Annotated in this window: 17 protein-coding genes; 8 read left to right on the forward strand and 9 right to left on the reverse strand. The window is 64.1% G+C overall.

All coding sequences use genetic code 11. The features are described 5' to 3' along the window. Positions 1 to 155: 155 nt before the first annotated feature. Positions 156 to 575: a VOC family protein gene (locus LB529_RS02060; protein ID WP_224548932.1), complete on the forward strand. Its 420-nt coding sequence runs from the start codon at positions 156 to 158 to the stop codon at positions 573 to 575. Here LB529_RS02060 and LB529_RS02065 read toward each other — a convergent pair. Both LB529_RS02065 and LB529_RS02070 read right to left on the reverse strand, forming a co-directional pair. After that, the gene (locus tag LB529_RS02065) at positions 565 to 2,103 is read right to left on the reverse strand and encodes a winged helix-turn-helix domain-containing tetratricopeptide repeat protein (protein ID WP_224710023.1); all 1,539 of its coding nucleotides are present in this window, start codon (positions 2,101 to 2,103) and stop codon (positions 565 to 567) included. The genes LB529_RS02060 and LB529_RS02065 overlap by 11 nt on opposite strands. 63 nt (positions 2,104 to 2,166) lie before the next feature. Continuing rightward, positions 2,167 to 2,406: a hypothetical protein gene (locus tag LB529_RS02070; protein ID WP_224710024.1), complete on the reverse strand. Its 240-nt coding sequence runs from the start codon at positions 2,404 to 2,406 to the stop codon at positions 2,167 to 2,169. A gap of 110 nt (positions 2,407 to 2,516) precedes the next feature. Here LB529_RS02070 and LB529_RS02075 point away from each other — a divergent pair, with 110 nt between their 5' ends. Next, positions 2,517 to 2,723: a hypothetical protein gene (locus LB529_RS02075; RefSeq protein ID WP_224710025.1), complete on the forward strand. Its 207-nt coding sequence runs from the start codon at positions 2,517 to 2,519 to the stop codon at positions 2,721 to 2,723. Here LB529_RS02075 and LB529_RS02080 read toward each other — a convergent pair. The 5 genes from LB529_RS02080 to LB529_RS02100 form a co-directional block, all read right to left on the reverse strand. Further along, complete coding sequence (locus tag LB529_RS02080) at positions 2,687 to 3,580, reverse strand: carbohydrate ABC transporter permease (RefSeq protein ID WP_224529496.1); 894 nt, start codon at positions 3,578 to 3,580, stop codon at positions 2,687 to 2,689. The genes LB529_RS02075 and LB529_RS02080 overlap by 37 nt on opposite strands. A 1-nt stretch (position 3,581) precedes the next feature. Continuing rightward, the gene (locus tag LB529_RS02085) at positions 3,582 to 4,433 is read right to left on the reverse strand and encodes a carbohydrate ABC transporter permease (protein WP_411909051.1); all 852 of its coding nucleotides are present in this window, start codon (positions 4,431 to 4,433) and stop codon (positions 3,582 to 3,584) included. Positions 4,434 to 4,618: 185 nt separating this feature from the next. Then, on the reverse strand, positions 4,619 to 5,944 hold the full coding sequence (locus LB529_RS02090) for an ABC transporter substrate-binding protein (RefSeq protein ID WP_095768332.1): 1,326 nt from the start codon (positions 5,942 to 5,944) through the stop codon (positions 4,619 to 4,621). A gap of 36 nt (positions 5,945 to 5,980) precedes the next feature. After that, the gene (locus LB529_RS02095) at positions 5,981 to 7,057 is read right to left on the reverse strand and encodes an ABC transporter ATP-binding protein (protein WP_224529494.1); all 1,077 of its coding nucleotides are present in this window, start codon (positions 7,055 to 7,057) and stop codon (positions 5,981 to 5,983) included. Between the two features lie 453 nt (positions 7,058 to 7,510). Further along, a complete protein-coding gene (locus LB529_RS02100) occupies positions 7,511 to 8,110 on the reverse strand; it encodes a DUF922 domain-containing Zn-dependent protease (RefSeq protein ID WP_224710026.1) in 600 nt (199 codons plus the stop codon). Positions 8,111 to 8,222: 112 nt separating this feature from the next. On the opposite strand from LB529_RS02100, the gene LB529_RS02105 reads away from it, so the two are divergent. The 4 genes from LB529_RS02105 to LB529_RS02120 all read left to right on the forward strand — a co-directional run bounded on the left by LB529_RS02105 (position 8,223) and on the right by LB529_RS02120 (position 10,894). After that, positions 8,223 to 8,456, forward strand: a complete 234-nt coding sequence (locus LB529_RS02105; RefSeq protein ID WP_224710027.1) for a hypothetical protein — start codon at positions 8,223 to 8,225, stop codon at positions 8,454 to 8,456. Positions 8,457 to 8,542: 86 nt separating this feature from the next. Beyond that, positions 8,543 to 9,640: a flavin-containing monooxygenase gene (locus LB529_RS02110; protein WP_224710028.1), complete on the forward strand. Its 1,098-nt coding sequence runs from the start codon at positions 8,543 to 8,545 to the stop codon at positions 9,638 to 9,640. A 281-nt stretch (positions 9,641 to 9,921) separates the two neighbouring features. Next, a complete protein-coding gene (locus LB529_RS02115) occupies positions 9,922 to 10,551 on the forward strand; it encodes a glutathione S-transferase family protein (RefSeq protein WP_224710029.1) in 630 nt (209 codons plus the stop codon). A 115-nt stretch (positions 10,552 to 10,666) separates the two neighbouring features. Beyond that, positions 10,667 to 10,894 (forward strand): hypothetical protein, encoded by a 228-nt coding sequence (locus tag LB529_RS02120; protein ID WP_140631530.1) that lies wholly within the window; start codon positions 10,667 to 10,669, stop codon positions 10,892 to 10,894. A 39-nt stretch (positions 10,895 to 10,933) separates the two neighbouring features. On the opposite strand, the gene LB529_RS02125 is transcribed toward LB529_RS02120, so the two are convergent. Beyond that, entirely contained in the window at positions 10,934 to 11,935 is a 1,002-nt protein-coding gene (locus LB529_RS02125) for an aldo/keto reductase (RefSeq protein WP_224710030.1), read from the reverse strand. 131 nt (positions 11,936 to 12,066) lie between these two features. Between LB529_RS02125 and LB529_RS02130 the strand changes: the two genes are divergently transcribed. Then, positions 12,067 to 13,218, forward strand: a complete 1,152-nt coding sequence (locus LB529_RS02130) for a hypothetical protein (RefSeq protein ID WP_224710031.1) — start codon at positions 12,067 to 12,069, stop codon at positions 13,216 to 13,218. Then, complete coding sequence (locus tag LB529_RS02135) at positions 13,211 to 13,963, forward strand: ABC transporter ATP-binding protein (RefSeq protein ID WP_224710032.1); 753 nt, start codon at positions 13,211 to 13,213, stop codon at positions 13,961 to 13,963. The genes LB529_RS02130 and LB529_RS02135 overlap by 8 nt, the downstream gene beginning before the upstream one ends. A gap of 67 nt (positions 13,964 to 14,030) precedes the next feature. On the opposite strand, the gene LB529_RS02140 is transcribed toward LB529_RS02135, so the two are convergent. Beyond that, positions 14,031 to 14,528, reverse strand: coding sequence for a GNAT family N-acetyltransferase (locus tag LB529_RS02140; protein WP_095768490.1), 498 nt, complete (start codon positions 14,526 to 14,528; stop codon positions 14,031 to 14,033). Between the last annotated feature and the right edge of the window lie 233 nt (positions 14,529 to 14,761).

Below are 14,761 nucleotides of genomic sequence, written 5' to 3' on the forward strand. Positions count from 1 at the left end.
AATCTGGTTGCATTTTTTATCCGGATTTTTTTGAGGGCCGATTTCGTTGTCCCAGGCGCTGTCTCCGAGTGGCTGAAGTGTCAGCAGCCGGCAGTACCCGTCATTGACCGCACACCAGCCCCATCTAGATTTAGCCTCTCAACCAGGAGCATCCCATGGAACTCTATCGCGGCCGGCTCATCGATCACCTTCACCTGGTGGTGCGCGACATCGAGGCCAGCCGGCGTTTCTACAGCAGCCTGTTCGAAGTGCTGGGCATCCCGATCGGCGGTGGCGCTGAGGACCATTTCTGGGCCGACGAGCTGTTCGTCTCGACCCCCGACAGCCGTTCCGCCCAAGGCGTGCTCACCGGCCGTCACCATCTCGCCTTCCAGGCGAAGGACCGCGCCATGGTCGATGCCTTCTACCAGGCCGGGCTCGCCGCCGGCGGCAAGGACAATGGCGCGCCGGGCGAGCGCCCCTACCACCCCGGCTACTATGCCTGCTTCCTGCTCGATCCCGACGGCAACAACATCGAGGCGGTGTTTCATGGCCAGGCGAAGCGAAGTGCCGCCGCGGTGGAGATCAGTTTTTAGCGAGCGGCGGGCCGTCGCTGTCCCAGCCTGCCAGCTCGAGACCCTCGCGTATTCTTTCGCGGTCCTCGGATCGCTCGATGCGCGTTTCCTCGATGATTTGCGCGATGGTGAGGCCGGGCTCGAGGGCGCGTCCTTCACGCACGCAGGCCAGCGCCTTCCCGGCATCACCGGCCAGGGCGTGGCACGTTGCCAGTCTCGCCCATTGCCAGGCGCTCTTGCGGGGCAGGCATGAGAAGGACGCAGCCGCTTCGCGGTAGCGCCCGAGGATCAGCAGCGCTTCGCCCCGATCGTAATAGTACCAGGTCGGATGCATCGGATTGAGCTGGATGGCCTTGTCGAGCAGGGCCAGCCCGGCCTCGCCGTCGCCACGCAGCGCCCGGAAGAAGCCGGTTTGGGCGAGCGTGTCCGCATCGTAAGGGTTGAGATCAAGCGCGCGGGCGAAGTGCTTCTCGACTGCGTCGTATTCGTCGCGCCCGCGATAGAGAAGCGTCAGCGCCAGCATGCGGTGGCAGCGCGCCTCGTCCGGGCTGAGCGCGATCGCATGCAGCGCACGGTCGCGCGCCTGGTCGAGCGCGGCGCGCGGCGCGTCGTTATAGCCGCCGATAATCACTTCGGCGAGGGCAAGATAGGCATGTGCCAGCCCTGATTGCGGATCAAGCTCGATCGCCTTGAGGAAATGCTCGCGCGCATCCTGGTTGACCCGTTCGCCGTAGCTGCGCAGCAGCTCCTTCCCCCGCAGGAAATGCAGATAGGCTTCGACATTGGCCGCGGCTGCGGGTAGGCCGCGCCGCATCACTGCGCTTTCGATATTGGTAACCAGGGCCGTCACGATGCGTTGCGCCACCATCGTCTGGAACGTGAAGATCTCGCCTTTGGCGAAGGTGAAGCTCTGGCCCCAGACGCGTCGCCCGGACGTCGTCTCGGTAAGCACCACGCGTGCGCTGTATTCCGCTTCGGAAGTCCCGACGCTGCCCTCGGCGAGGTAGTCGGCTCCGAAGCGCACGGCGGTCGCCCGGATGTCCTCGCGCGAATGCTCGGCCAAAGCGAAAGCGGAATGACGCGCCAGCACGGCGACAGTCTTGAAGTAGGAGAGCGCATTGGTGATCTCCTCGACCGCGCCGTCGAACAATGCCTTGGCAGTGCCGTCGACCGGATCGACCTGGAACGGCAAAATAGCCACCATCGGCTCCGCCCGGGCAGCAGGCATGGCGCCGACGGGCGCTGGTGCCGCCTCGATCTCCGGCTGGAACAGGTAGCCTCGCCGCGGTACCGTGCGGATCAGCGCCTGCGCCTCGTCGCCAATGGATTTGCGCGCGTCGCGGATCGATTGGGTGAGCGAGTCCTCGGTGACGATGACGCCCGGCCAGACTGCCTGCAACAGCTCGTCCTTGCTCAGCACCCGTCCGGGATTGCGCGTCAGGAAGGCGAGCAACTCGAGAGTTTTTGGCCGGACGGGCACAATCTCGCCGTCGCGCCGGAGCGTACCCCGGTCAAGATCCAGAACCGCGCCGCCGATCCGTAGCGCCAACCCGCCGCCTCATCGCCGCGCCTCATTGCGCGCCGTTCATGGGAACGGCAAATGCGGCTGAGGTCAAGCCGGAAACAGGTGCAAGCGTGAGACAATGCCGCGAAGGCGCAGCCGCGGCCGGGGGCGCCCGAAGGTCGGATCAGCCGATGTCTCGCTGGATGCCGCCTTTTCAAGATAGTTTAGCATCTCGTTGCTTTCGCCGAAGCACGGGCCGGCGAAACCGGTCGAGAGGAAACGAAGCAATTCCTCTCGCGCCAACTGGGCGGGAGGGAACGGCGCGTCAGCGTTGATGTTCATGACCAACCTCCAGTGCTCGTCGCAGTGATCGAAGCGCAAGCATTGCCGCGGCGAGCTTATTTGTCCTGAACGGCTGCTGATATTTTGCTGAATTCGATCGCCGCGCCCGCTTTACGATGGCGGACAAAGTCGGTTGTGACGCGTCGAAACACCCCGATACTTTCGGCGTGCCGATGGTCTGGCGTCGGGCGATGCCATCGATGGCCTATCTGGCGGGCGGCTTAACGCGGAACTCTCGTCGTGTCCGCACCATCCGCGACGCGGCGACGCAGGCGCTGATGCACTTCTATTCCTTCACCGCGCCAGTCATCGATGAAACATAGTGCTCGACGAAAAAGGAATAGAGCACCACCACCGGCAGCGAGCCGATCAGCGCGCCGGCCATGAGCGCGCCCCATTCATAGACGTCGGAGCGAACGAGTTCGGTGAGCACGCCGACCGGCACCGTCTTCTTCTCCGAAGACTGGATGAAGGTCAGCGCATAGATGAACTCATTCCAGGACAAGGTAAAAGCGAAGATGCCGGCCGAGATCAGGCCGGGCACCGACAGCGGCAGCACGATCTTGGTGAGGATCTGCCAGCGGCTTGCGCCGTCGATGAGCGCGCATTCCTCCAACTCGAAGGGAATCGAGCGGAAGTAGCCCATCAGAAGCCAGGTGCAGAACGGGATGAGGAAGGTCGGATAGGTGAGGATCAGCGCGAACGGCGTGTCGTAAAGACCGAGATTGAACACCATCACCGACAGCGGAATGAACAAGATAGAGGGCGGCACGAGATAGGCGAGGAAGACGGCGAGGCCAACCTGCCGCGCCCCCGAAAACCTCAGCCGCTCGATGGCGTAGGCGGCAAGCACGGCAGCCGCCAGCGACAGGAAAGTTGCGGCGGTCGAGATGATGATCGTGTTGAGCAACCAACCTGGATAGGAGGTCTCGAAGAGTAAATAACGGATGTGCTCCAGCGTCGGATGCACGACCCAGAGCGGATTGTAGTTCACATAGTCGGTCATCTCGAGATTGGGCTTAATCGCCGTGATCGTCATCCAGTAGAACGGAAACAGGAGCACGATCAGGAACACCAGCAGCGGCAGATAGACCGTCACCACACGCCGCGGAAGGCTTTGCAGGTATCCCATGCCGCCTTCGTCGGTCTCCAGGCGCTCGACTTCCTTGATCGCGGCCATGTCAGTCTCCGCCGCCTTGCTGCCATCTGCGCCGTTGCAGCCCGAAATAGCTGAACAGGATCGCGGCCAGCAGGAAGGGAATCATGGCAACCGCGATTGCCGCGCCTTCGCCCAGTTGGCCGCCCGCAATACCGCGCTGGAATGACAATGTCGCCATCAGATGCGTGGCGTTCACCGGCCCGCCGCGGGTCAGGACATAGATCAGCTGGAAGTCGGTGAAGGTGAACAGCACCGAAAATGTCATGGTGATGGCTATGATCGGCGTCAGCAACGGCAGGGTCACGTAGCGGAACAGCTGCCAGCGGCTGGCGCCGTCGAGCGTAGCGGCCTCGTAGAGCGATTGCGGAATCGTCTGCAGCCCGGCAAGCAGCGTGATGGCGACAAAGGGAATGCCGCGCCACACATTGGCCGCGATGACCGAGGCGCGCGCATTGGTCGGGTCACCGAGAAAATTGATGCGGTGGTCGATCAGGCCCATCTGCTGCAACGCCCAGGACAGGATCGAAAACTGCGAGTCGTAGATCCACCAGAAGGCGATGGCCGACAGCACCGTCGGTACGACCCAGGGCAGCAGCACGACGGCGCGGAAGAATGACTTAAAGGGCAGCTTCTCGTTGAGGATGAGAGCCAGCCAGAGGCCGAGCACGAATTTTAGGATCGAAGCGCTGACCGTGTAGAGCAGCGTGTTGAATACCGAGAGCCAGAAGACGCTGTCGCTCCACAGATATTCGTAGTTCTCGACGCCGATGAAGATGCCCGGCCGGCCGATGCGCGTGTCCGTGAAGCCGAGCCAGACACCGAGCCCGAGCGGATAGGTGAGAAAGACCAGGAGCAGCGCCGCCGCCGGCAGCATGAAGCCGAAGCCGAGAGCGTTCCTGCTCTCGGCGAGCCTCGAACGGATCGACGGGCGCGTCTGAACGGCAACGGACGGCACGGCCATGGCGCGGGCTCCTTGTTATGCGGGTGGAACTGTGGCTGACCGCGCTTGGCTCGAGTAAGCCGCAAAGCGCGGTCATCCTGCTTCAAACTGCGCCAGGATCAGACGCGGTAGTAGCGATTGGCGCGTTTTTCGGCCTCCTCCATCGCTTCCTGCGGCGTCGCCTGGCCCGTCACCGCCTTGGCGAACATGTCCACCAGCACGTAGTCAGCCATTGTCGCGGCGGATGCATAGCCGAGCGGCCCGGCATAGCCGTTGGGGCGCAGCGTCGCCGAGGCTTTCGCGTAGGCTGCATTGTTAGGATCGGCCTTCCAAACCGGGTTGTTGTCGAAGGCTTTCAGCGTTTGGCAGCAATAGCCTGCCGACGAGGTGATCCAGTCGGACATTTGCGGGTCCTCAAACATGAACTGCAGATAGGCTTTGGCGGCATTGGGGTAGGGCGTGTAGTTGAAGATGACGGCCGTGGTCACCTGGAAAAGCTCGACCGATTTGCCGACCGGACCGATCGGCATGTTGGTCGTGCGGATGTCCTTGGCGATCTCGGCCAGCTTCGGGTCCTTGTCCTTGTTGATCTTCGCTGTGTTGTAGGCTGAGATGCCGTTGGCGATCACGCTCACTTCCCCGGCCAGGAATGCGCGGTTGTTGTTGACGTCGAGCCAGCTTTCGGTGCCGGGGATGAAGGTCTTGTAGAGCTCCTGCGCATACTGGATCGCCTTGAGCGTCTCCGGACTGTTGATCGTCACCTTGCCGGCTTCGTCGACCATCTGGCCGCCGTGGCTCCACAGCAGCCAATGCGCGTAATTGTTGCCGTCGCCGACGCCGTGGCCATGGGTGAAGCCGGCGGGATGGCCTTTCGCCTTCAATGCCTTGCAAAGTTCCAGGAAACTGGCCGTGTCCTTGGGGAATTCGGAGAAGCCTGCCTCCTTGACCCAGCTTTCGCGGTAGACGATGGCGTTGCCGATGGTGGCCAGCGGCAAGCCGATGAACTTGCCCTCGCGCGTGGCATATTGTTTCGGGCCGTCGTACCAGCCGCCATACTTCTTGCCGAGATGATCACCCAGTTCCGTCACATCGAGCAGCTTGTCGGGATACTGGTGCGGGTCGTCGAACCAGACGAACATCAGGTCGGGGCCGGAGCCGACATTGGCGGCGACCGCCGCCTTGGGACGGATGTCTTCCCAGCTTTCCTTGTCGACGCGCACCTCCACGCCCGTCGCCTCGGTGAACCGCTTGGTATTCTTCAGCCACTGATCCTCGTCGCCCTGCACGAAGGGCGACCAGCGCAGCAGCCTGAGCTTGGCGCCTTCCTCGGGCTTGTAGGTCACGCCTTCCTGGGCGAATGCGCTCGAGCCGACGAAGCGGCTGCCCAAGGCTCCGGCCGCCGCGGCTGCGGTCGTGCGGATTACATCGCGTCTGGTGAACTTCATACTCGTTTCCTCCTGTTGCTCTGCCGTTGCCTGGTTTTATCGCGCCGTCTCGATTCGCTTGCCGGTCTCGCCGTGGAACAGGTGGATCGGACCAGGGTCGACCGACAGCCGAATGGTTTCTCCCGGCGCGAAGGAATGGCGCTCGCGGAAATTGGCGACGATGTCCTCCCCGCCGACCGTGCGGCCGATGATCTGCACTTCCGACCCGGTCGGCTCGATCACCGCCACCTTGACTGGAATGCCGTCGTCGGCCAGCCGCAGATGCTCGGGTCGTACTCCGAGCACCATGGCTTCGCCGTTGCCAATCGAGAGAGGCTTCGGCAAAGGCACGGAAATGCCTCCCGCACCTCTGAATGACGGTGGGCCATCATTGGCGAATGCGCCCTTGAGCAGGTTCATGGCGGGCGAGCCGATAAAGCTTGCCACGAACAGGTTGTTTGGCCGGTCGTAGAGCTCGAGCGGCGGTCCGATCTGCTCGACGAGGCCGTCATGCATGACCACGATCTTGTCCGCCATGGTCATAGCCTCGATCTGGTCGTGGGTGACATAGACCGTCGTGGTCTTCAGCCGCTGGTGCAGCTCCTTGATTTCGGCCCGCATCTGCACCCTCAGCTTGGCGTCGAGATTGCTGAGCGGCTCGTCGAACAGGAACACCTGCGGATTGCGCACGATTGCCCGGCCCATGGCGACGCGCTGGCGCTGGCCGCCCGAAAGCTGGCGGGGATAGCGCGACAGAAGCGGCACCAGCCCGAGGATTTCGGCCGCCCGTTTCACCCCGGCATCGCTTTCAGCCTTCGGGACGCCCTTGAGCATGAGCGAGAACGCCATGTTCTCGGCAACCGTCATATGCGGATAGAGCGCGTAGTTCTGGAAGACCATGGCGACGTCGCGCTCCTTCGGCGCAACGTCGTTGACGATACGGCTGCCGATCGAGATATGGCCGCGCGAGATTTTTTCCAGGCCTGCAACCATCCTGAGAAGGGTCGATTTTCCGCAGCCTGAGGGCCCCACCAGCGTGACGAACTCGCCGTCGTCTATGTCGACGCTGACGCCATGCAGGATCTGGGTGGCCCCGAACGATTTGTAGACATCGCCAATCGCGACAGACGCCATCGAACTCCTCCCGATGGTCCCTGCGAATCTCGCGGGGAGCCGTTCCAATCAAGGTGTGGCTGAAACGGGTGCCGGCAAGCACCCACCACTGGCGTCGGCGACGTTTGCCCCTATTCCCCCGGGGTCACGCGACTGTGAAACGGTAGCGCTACCACATCCACCTGTAAAGCGGCGGCACGCCTTGCTTACTTCCATCGTTGAAGACAGTTGAGCGAAGGCTGCGCTGAAGCGAAGTGGATCCAGCCAGTCGCCGGAGGGCGGCCGATTGATCTTCAAACGCCGCCGGTGGATATTAGACATCGTTAATGTAATAGATTTCAGCGCGTCCGAGAAAAGCCGAATCCTGCCGATTTACATCGCCAACGGGATTGGTCGTTATCCATCCAGGACGCGCGCATTACTTCCGCCATAGCGCAAGGAGCAGGGCGGTCGCTGCCGCTCTTGCCTTCGTTGTCAGCCTCCGCCCAGAAACGCCGCGATCAGCTTCAGCATGTTGCCGTCTCGGCCGAACTCTATCTTGTCGAAATCGCGGCTGCCCTGGCGCTGCGCCTTCGAGAGTTGGTCGAGATAGGCTGTCAGCTCCGCCCGGACCTTCTTGCAGCCGGGATCGTTCTGGGCTGTGAGGCCGGTGCTGAAGGCGACGATCTTGTCCACCATGTCGACGATGCCGGCGCCATGCACCTTCTCATGCGCGATCAGCCCGGCGGCGAAGGCGTCCCAGCGCGTTTGCAAGGCTGAGCCAAGTTTCCGCGCCGGCTTGGGCAGCGTATAGGTGATGATCAGCTTCGGCCGCGCTGTCCTCAGCACGCAGGCGCCACCTTGCGGCTGGTAGTCGCGCTGCCAGGTCAGCTTGAAGAAAGTGTGCGCGATGACACGCCGTTCGTTGCCGGCCGAATCCTTGCCGATCACCGGGCCTTTCTTGCCGATCGAGAGATAGAGCTGCTCCGCGCTTTCGCCCGAGACGGCATAAGTCTCGATTTTCTCGATAGGTTTCCAATCGGCGAGCGCCGGCGTGGACGAAAGCAGGGCGGCGAGGAGGAGGGCGGGCTTCATGGGCGAGCCATAGCATTGGGCCTCGTTTGGTAGAAGCCGGCCCGCGGATTTTCGGAACCGGCTTCACCGGTCGATCGTTTTCCTGGGCAATCGACCCATGGGGAAGGACCAGATGACCCGCAACGAGATCATTTCCGTGCTTGGACCGGTCGACGAGGCCGTCATCGCCGATATCGCGCTCACCGGCGCCAGCCTCGAGGAATTGCGCGAGGCCTTCGCCTGGATCGGCGCCGACGAGGCGCTGGTCAATGAAGGCCGCGCCATGCCCGGCGTCCGTGTGGCGAAACTGATCGAGATCCTCGAACCGCCCGAGGATGAGCCCGAGGCGCCGGGCGCGATGGAGTAGGGCGGCTGCCTGTAGGTGCTTCTCCCTACTTGCCCCTCGAACTCCTCCTGTCATAGTTTTTGCCGCTTTGGCGGGAGGAAAGCCATTTGGATACCAATGTCGTCATCGTCGGCGCCGGTCCTGCCGGGCTCGCCGTTGCTGCCTGCCTCAAACAGGCGGGGCAGGACTTCATCATCCTTGAAAGGGCCAATGAGGTGGCGCCCGCCTGGCGGCGGCATTACCGGCGGCTGCACCTGCACACGGTGAAATCCTTCTCGTCGCTGCCCTTCGTGCCGTTCCCGAAAAGCCACCCGCGCTACGTGCCGCGCGAGAAGGTGGTCGCTTATCTCGGTGCCTATGCAGGGCGTTTCGGGCTCAGGCCGCGCTTCGGCGTCACCGTCAAATCGGTCAGCCGTGAAGGCGAGCGTCTGCTGGTCCAGACCGATGCCGGGCTGTTCAATGCCCGCAAAGTGGTGGTGGCCACCGGCAACAATGCCGAGCCGATCACACCAAACTTCCCGGGCATCGAAGCCTTCAAGGGCAAGGTGCTGCACAGCGCCGCCTATACCGAGGCCGCGCCTTATGTCGGCAAGGACGTGCTGGTCGTCGGCATGGGCAATACGGGCGCGGAGATCGCGCTCGACCTGGCTGAAAGCGGTGCCAGGCCCACAATCTCGGTGCGGAAGGGCGTCCACATCGTGCCACGCCAGCTGTTCGGCGTGCCGATCCAGATGGTGGGGATCGCCAGTCGGCCGATGCCGCAGGCGCTGAACGACTGGGTGTTCCCAAAGATCCTCGATCTGGCGCTGGGCAGGCTGGAGAGATACGGCATCGTGCGGCCGCGGCAGGGCATCATGCAGGGGATCGAAGCCGGCCGCATTCCGGTGATCGACGTCGGCACGGTGGCGGCGATCAAGGCCGGCCGGATCGGCATCGCACCGGACATCGCAAGCTTCACCGGGGACGGCGTGAAATTCGCCGACGGGGTGGAGAAGAAATTCGACGCGGCTATTTTCGCCACCGGCTATCGCCCGGCCTATGACGGCTTCCTGCCGGCGGAGCTCAGGCCGGACAAGAGCGGCGTGAACGCCCGCGCGACGGAGCTCGGCGTCTATCTCGTCGGCTTCTACAATCCGGTCACCGGCCTGTTGCGCGAAATCGGCATCGAGGCGCAGGCGGTGGCGAAGGATATTGCGAGACGGTGAGGGTTCACGCGGCCACTCTGATGGGCCGAGTTCCGTCACACCCTCCTCTAGCCTGCCGGCCATCTCCCCCGGGGAGATCAGATGTGCGCGGACTATCGCCAATCTCCAACGTAGATTTGGAGCCGGTGCCTGAACCGCCAATCTCCCCGCTTGCGGGGGAGATGTCCGGCAGGACAGAGGGGGTGCTGTCCCGCCGATGTCCCGCTTTTCTGCGTACACCTGAATCGGGTGGCACCTTTCACCGCGGCATGCCAAGGCAGTCCCACCAACGGAGGACCGCAATGCTCACGCTCTACGATTATCTCCCGTCGCAAAATGCCTGGAAGGTTCGCGTCCTGCTCGGGCTGCTTGGCATCGCCTACGACACCCGCATCATCTCGATCTTCGAGGGCGAGTGCCGCACCGAGACGTTCCTGAAGCTCAACCCGGCAGGCGCAGTTCCGGTGCTCGGGCTGGACAATGGCGAGGCGATCGCCGAGTCGAACGCGATCCTCGCCTATCTCGCCGAGGGCACACCCTACCTTCCGTCGGACCGCTTTGCCCGCGCCAAGGTGATGCAATGGCTGTTCTTCGAGCAGTACCATATCGAGCCGGTCATCGGCTCGCTGCGCTACTGGACGCTGACCGACCGGCTGGAGCGTAACCAGGCGATGGTTGCCGGCAAGCGCGAGGCGGGCGTGCGCGCGCTGGGCGCGCTGGAGCGCAGCCTGGCCGACACACAATTCCTGGTCGGCAACGCGCTCACCATCGCCGACATCGCCGTGTACGCCTACAGCCACCGCGCCGAGGACTGCGGTTTCTCGCTCGCCGACTATCCCGCTGTCGATGCTTGGATGGGACGCGTCAGCGAGACGATCGGCCCGGATTATCCTGTGCATCCTTACAGCATCGATCCGCATTCGCACGCCTGAGCCGCCGGAACACAGCGGCGGACAGGGCGTTTTCCAAAGGCAGCGTGTCGTGCGTCGCCCAATCGGCGCCCGCCTGTTTCGCGTTGCGTTCCAACCAGAGCCATGGAGGTCCGCAATGGTTCGCACCATCCTCGCCGCAATCCTCGCCACCGGCATCATGAGCCTGCCGGTCATGGCAGCCGAGCAATACTGGGTCGCCAGAGACGCCGTGTCGAAGCAGTGCGAGATCGTGCCGAAGAAGCCCGACGGCACGCTTGTCGTCGATCTCGGCAAGAAGAAATACGCCAGCGAGGGTGAGGCGAGGAAGGCGATGGAGGCGATGTCGGACTGTAAGAAAAAGTAGGGCTGTTGCCCAATCCTCCCGAGGGAGATTAGCCAGCTTCTACCGGTCCACCAGTGACATCGTCCGCTCGTTGTAGCGCGGCCCCGACACCTTGTCGGGCGTCAGTGCCATGTCGAGCCCCAGCATCTCGGTGGCGTCGAGCGCGATGTCGGCCGCCGCGACGTTCTCCTCCAGATAGATGCGGCGCTTGGTGCCGGGGATCGGCACGATGTCGATGCCGAAATCCGGGCCTTTGGCGAGCAGCCAGGCGATCGCGATCTGGCCGGGCTTGACGCCCTTCGCCGCGGCGATGTCGCGCACCGTGGCGGCCGCCGCGACATTCAGGTCGAAATTCTCGCCCTGGTAGCGCGGATCGCCGCGGCGGAAATCACCTTCGGGATACTCCTCCGCGCGCCTGACGTCGCCGGCGAGGAAGCCGCGGCCGAGCGGAGCGAACGGCACCAGGCCGATGCCGAGCTCCTTCAGCGCCGGGATGATCTCGGGCTCGAGGTTTCGCTCCCACAGCGAATATTCGCTCTGCAGCGCCGAGACCGGATGCGCGGCATGCGCGCGGCGGATGTTGGCAATGCCCGCCTCCGACAGGCCGAAGAAGCGAACCTTGCCCTGCGCCACCAGTTCGCCGACCGCGCCCGCGACATCCTCCATCGGCACGGCCGGGTCGACGCGGTGCTGGTAGAGGAGGTCGATGCGGTCGGTGGCAAGTCGTGACAGCGAAGCGTCGACCACCTCGCGTATATGCTCGGGCCGGCTGTCGAGCCCGGCCTGCTTGCCGTCGGCGATGCGGAAGCCGAACTTCGTCGCGATCGTGACCTGATCGCGCCGGCCTTTCAGCGCGCGTCCAAGCAGTTCCTCATTGACGAAGGGTCCATAGACCTCGGCCGTGTCGAGAAAGGTGCAGCCGAGCTCGATCGCCCGGTGGATCGTCGCGATCGACTCCGCCTCGTCGGCCGGGCCATAGGCCTGGCTCATCCCCATGCAGCCGAGGCCGATGGCAGAGACTTCGAGTCCCTGGCTGCCGAGTTTCTGTTTGCCGAGGCTCATGCGTCTTGCTCCGCCGAATTTTCGATCCGGCTAAATTATAGGGCCGGGCATGAATGCGTCCAGCGCTGGCCCTATTGGCGGCGCAATCGTCGCCATCCTTGCCGGTGGCGATTCCACTGTGGTGACGGCCAATGCGGCACGACAGGCTTGTCCTAATATTGCTCTGGCGCGAGTTGGTCGCCGGCCTACGCGCAACGCGGCGCCGCGATCTCGCCTGGATTGCGCTCGGCGGCGGTGGACTTCTGGCCTATGCGATCGCGGATATCGTCGTCGCCCTGCATGCCGCGGGTCCGAAGCTGCGGCACGACCAGCTTCTGTGGATGCTTGGGCTGCCAGTCGCTTTCGCCGCGCTGGGATGGCTGGCGGGCAATGCAATGTCGCGCCTTTGCCTTTCTCGCGCCTTTGCCCCCTTCCTCAAGGCACTGCCGCTCGCTTCGGCGGAGCGCCGTCGCATGGCGGCGGTGGGAGCTTTCGCGCTCGGCCTTCCACTCACGCTGATGATCGCAACGGCGGTCGGCTTCGCCTGCGCCGTCATCGGAAAGCCGTTGGCGCCGGCCTGGGGCTTGGGCGCGGCCGCCCTGTTTGCCTTGAGCTTCGGCACGGCAGGCCTTTGGCGCCTCCGGCGGCCACGCCTTCTCGTCGATGTGGCGGCGAGCGAGGCGGCGCCGGTCGGAAGGCCCTGGCTGCGTCGCCTCGACCGGGCGCGTCCAAGCTGGCTTTCCAGCTGGGCCTGGAAACTGCCGGCCGGCAATATACGGCCGTCTTGGAAGCTGGCGGCCGCCAGCCTGCTGCTCGGGCTCGCCACCATCCTTGGCGCCTGGGCCAGCCTGGCCGGCCATACGGCTGGGCCTGCGGCCGTCGCGGGCCTGGCGGGCGGCATTCTTGTTTTCATGCTCAGCCTGCGCTGCCAGCCGCTCGGCTCGCCGGTGCTGCGCACAGCGCCCATCGGTTTTACACGGGTATGGCTGCGGCTTGTGCGACTGCCGCTGCAATTGTCGCTCGCCTTCTTCCTGCTGCCGGCCGGCGCGGCGCTCGCGGCCGAACCGTCGGCCTGGTCGTTGCCGGTCGCGAGCGGCCTTTGGCTACTGGTGCTGAACGGCGCCTACGCGGTGTTCGGCGCCTTTTTCCTCGACACGCCCTTCGTCGCAATGCTGAGCTTCGCCGGCGCGCTCGCCTATGCCGGCTACGAGACGCTCGAATATGGCCGTACCGTTCTGATCGGCCTGGCGGCGCTGGTGTTTTTCTTGTGGTACCGAACCCGACAGAGATATCGCAATGGCTGAAGTCCTCACCGTTAAAGAGCTCAGCGCCGGCTATCGCGGGCGCATTGTCGTTCGCGGCATCGGTCTTTCGCTCCATCGGGGCGATATAGTCGGCCTGCTCGGTGCCAATGGCTCGGGCAAGTCGACGCTCATCAGGGCGATCACCGGCCAGATCCCGTTGATCGGAGGCAGCGTGGTGATCGACGGCATCGACCTCGCCGCCGCGCCGGAACGCGCCAAAGCCGGCTTCGGCCTTGCCATCGAGCCGCACGAACTGCCGGCGCCGCTTTCGGGACGTCAATATATCGAGCTCGTCGCCTCGATCCGTGGCTGCGCGCCAAACGACCTGCCAAGCGGCGACCTGCCGGGCGGCGATCTCCTGGAGCGACTAGACCTTGGACGCTGGATCGACCGCCCGATCGCCGAATATTCGCTCGGCACGCGAGCCAAGATCGCCATCGGCGCAGCGCTTCTCGGCGGGCCGCCACTTCTGATCTTCGACGAGACGCTGAACGGCCTCGATCCGGTCGCCGCCTGGGAGGTGAAACGCGTGATCACCGCGCTCTGCGCGAGCGGGCGGCATGCCGCCATCATCTCGACCCATGTGGTGGAGGCCGTGCCGGCGCTCTGCAATCGCGCGGTGCTGATGGCCGACGGCAGCCTGAGCCGAAGCTGGGATGCGGCTCAGCTGGCCGAAGCGGCCAGGGCGCCTGGGGTGTTTGAGGAAAGCGTCATGCAAGCGTTGCGCATGCGGGCCGCCGCCTGATCTAGACTAGAGCAATTCCAGGAAAAGTGTGAGCGGTTTCCGCCTGGAATTGCGGCAAAACAAAGCTCTACGCCATCGGCAGCATCCGGCGCATGATCAGCGAGGCGTGACCGCCGACGCCGTGGGCCGCTTCCCGGCGTTCGACCACTTCGAAGCCGTGCTTGCGGTAGAAGGCGATCGCGCGGTCGTTGCCTTCTATCACCTCCAGCGCGATGCTGGGGATGCCGGCATGCGCGGCAAGCACCGCATGCAGAAGGTCGACCGCAAGACCGCTGCCGAAGGCCTGCGGCTCGATGTGGAGCCGCTGCAGCATCACATCGCCTTTTCCGTCCATTGCCGCCATCGCATAGCCGGCAATCGAGCCATCGGCGCGCTCGGCGACGAAGGACATCTTGTCCTCGTCATCGAGCTCAGCCGCGAGCCTTTCCGGCGCGTGCCTTTCATCGGAGAGCCTGGCCACGGTCTCGTCGCCCATGATCGGCGCATAGGTCCGCCGCCACGATTGGCCGAGCAGCCGCGACACATCGGCCAGGTCGTTTCTCGTCATCGCCCGGATGCGGGTCATGGTCGCCATCCTTGTTGGAGTCTGAAGATAGGGCGAAGCGATGGGTACAGCCAATCTCCCCCCTTGCGGGGGAGATGCCCGGCAGGGCAGAGGGGGGCTGTCCCGCCAGCCTATCCGCGCTTGGGATCTCCGCTTTACGCCGCGCTCGGCGCCGGCAATTCTTCGCGACGGCTTATCTTGCGGCCCAGAATCACAAGCTGGCGCGCGGTGTTGTTGCGCAGGCGCGCCCAGCC

Origin of the sequence: Mesorhizobium sp. CA5 (assembly GCF_020165105.1) — a bacterium.
Lineage (GTDB): Bacteria > Pseudomonadota > Alphaproteobacteria > Rhizobiales > Rhizobiaceae > Mesorhizobium.

What these genes read in the sequence shown, in the direction of transcription:
- LB529_RS02115 (WP_224710029.1), top strand. Translation starts at nt 9,922, where the DNA reads ATGCTCACGCTCTACGATTATCTCCCGTCGCAAAATGCCTGGAAGGTT.
- LB529_RS02075 (WP_224710025.1), top strand. Translation starts at nt 2,517, where the DNA reads ATGGCGGACAAAGTCGGTTGTGACGCGTCGAAACACCCCGATACTTTC.
- LB529_RS02105 (WP_224710027.1), top strand. Translation starts at nt 8,223, where the DNA reads ATGACCCGCAACGAGATCATTTCCGTGCTTGGACCGGTCGACGAGGCC.
- LB529_RS02080 (WP_224529496.1), bottom strand. Translation starts at nt 3,580, where the DNA reads ATGGCCGCGATCAAGGAAGTCGAGCGCCTGGAGACCGACGAAGGCGGC.
- LB529_RS02060 (WP_224548932.1), top strand. Translation starts at nt 156, where the DNA reads ATGGAACTCTATCGCGGCCGGCTCATCGATCACCTTCACCTGGTGGTG.
- LB529_RS02100 (WP_224710026.1), bottom strand. Translation starts at nt 8,110, where the DNA reads ATGAAGCCCGCCCTCCTCCTCGCCGCCCTGCTTTCGTCCACGCCGGCG.
- LB529_RS02135 (WP_224710032.1), top strand. Translation starts at nt 13,211, where the DNA reads ATGGCTGAAGTCCTCACCGTTAAAGAGCTCAGCGCCGGCTATCGCGGG.
- LB529_RS02085 (WP_411909051.1), bottom strand. Translation starts at nt 4,433, where the DNA reads ATGCTGCCGGCGGCGGCGCTGCTCCTGGTCTTTCTCACCTATCCGCTC.
- LB529_RS02130 (WP_224710031.1), top strand. Translation starts at nt 12,067, where the DNA reads ATGCGGCACGACAGGCTTGTCCTAATATTGCTCTGGCGCGAGTTGGTC.
- LB529_RS02125 (WP_224710030.1), bottom strand. Translation starts at nt 11,935, where the DNA reads ATGAGCCTCGGCAAACAGAAACTCGGCAGCCAGGGACTCGAAGTCTCT.
- LB529_RS02140 (WP_095768490.1), bottom strand. Translation starts at nt 14,528, where the DNA reads ATGACCCGCATCCGGGCGATGACGAGAAACGACCTGGCCGATGTGTCG.
- LB529_RS02120 (WP_140631530.1), top strand. Translation starts at nt 10,667, where the DNA reads ATGGTTCGCACCATCCTCGCCGCAATCCTCGCCACCGGCATCATGAGC.
- LB529_RS02090 (WP_095768332.1), bottom strand. Translation starts at nt 5,944, where the DNA reads ATGAAGTTCACCAGACGCGATGTAATCCGCACGACCGCAGCCGCGGCG.
- LB529_RS02095 (WP_224529494.1), bottom strand. Translation starts at nt 7,057, where the DNA reads ATGGCGTCTGTCGCGATTGGCGATGTCTACAAATCGTTCGGGGCCACC.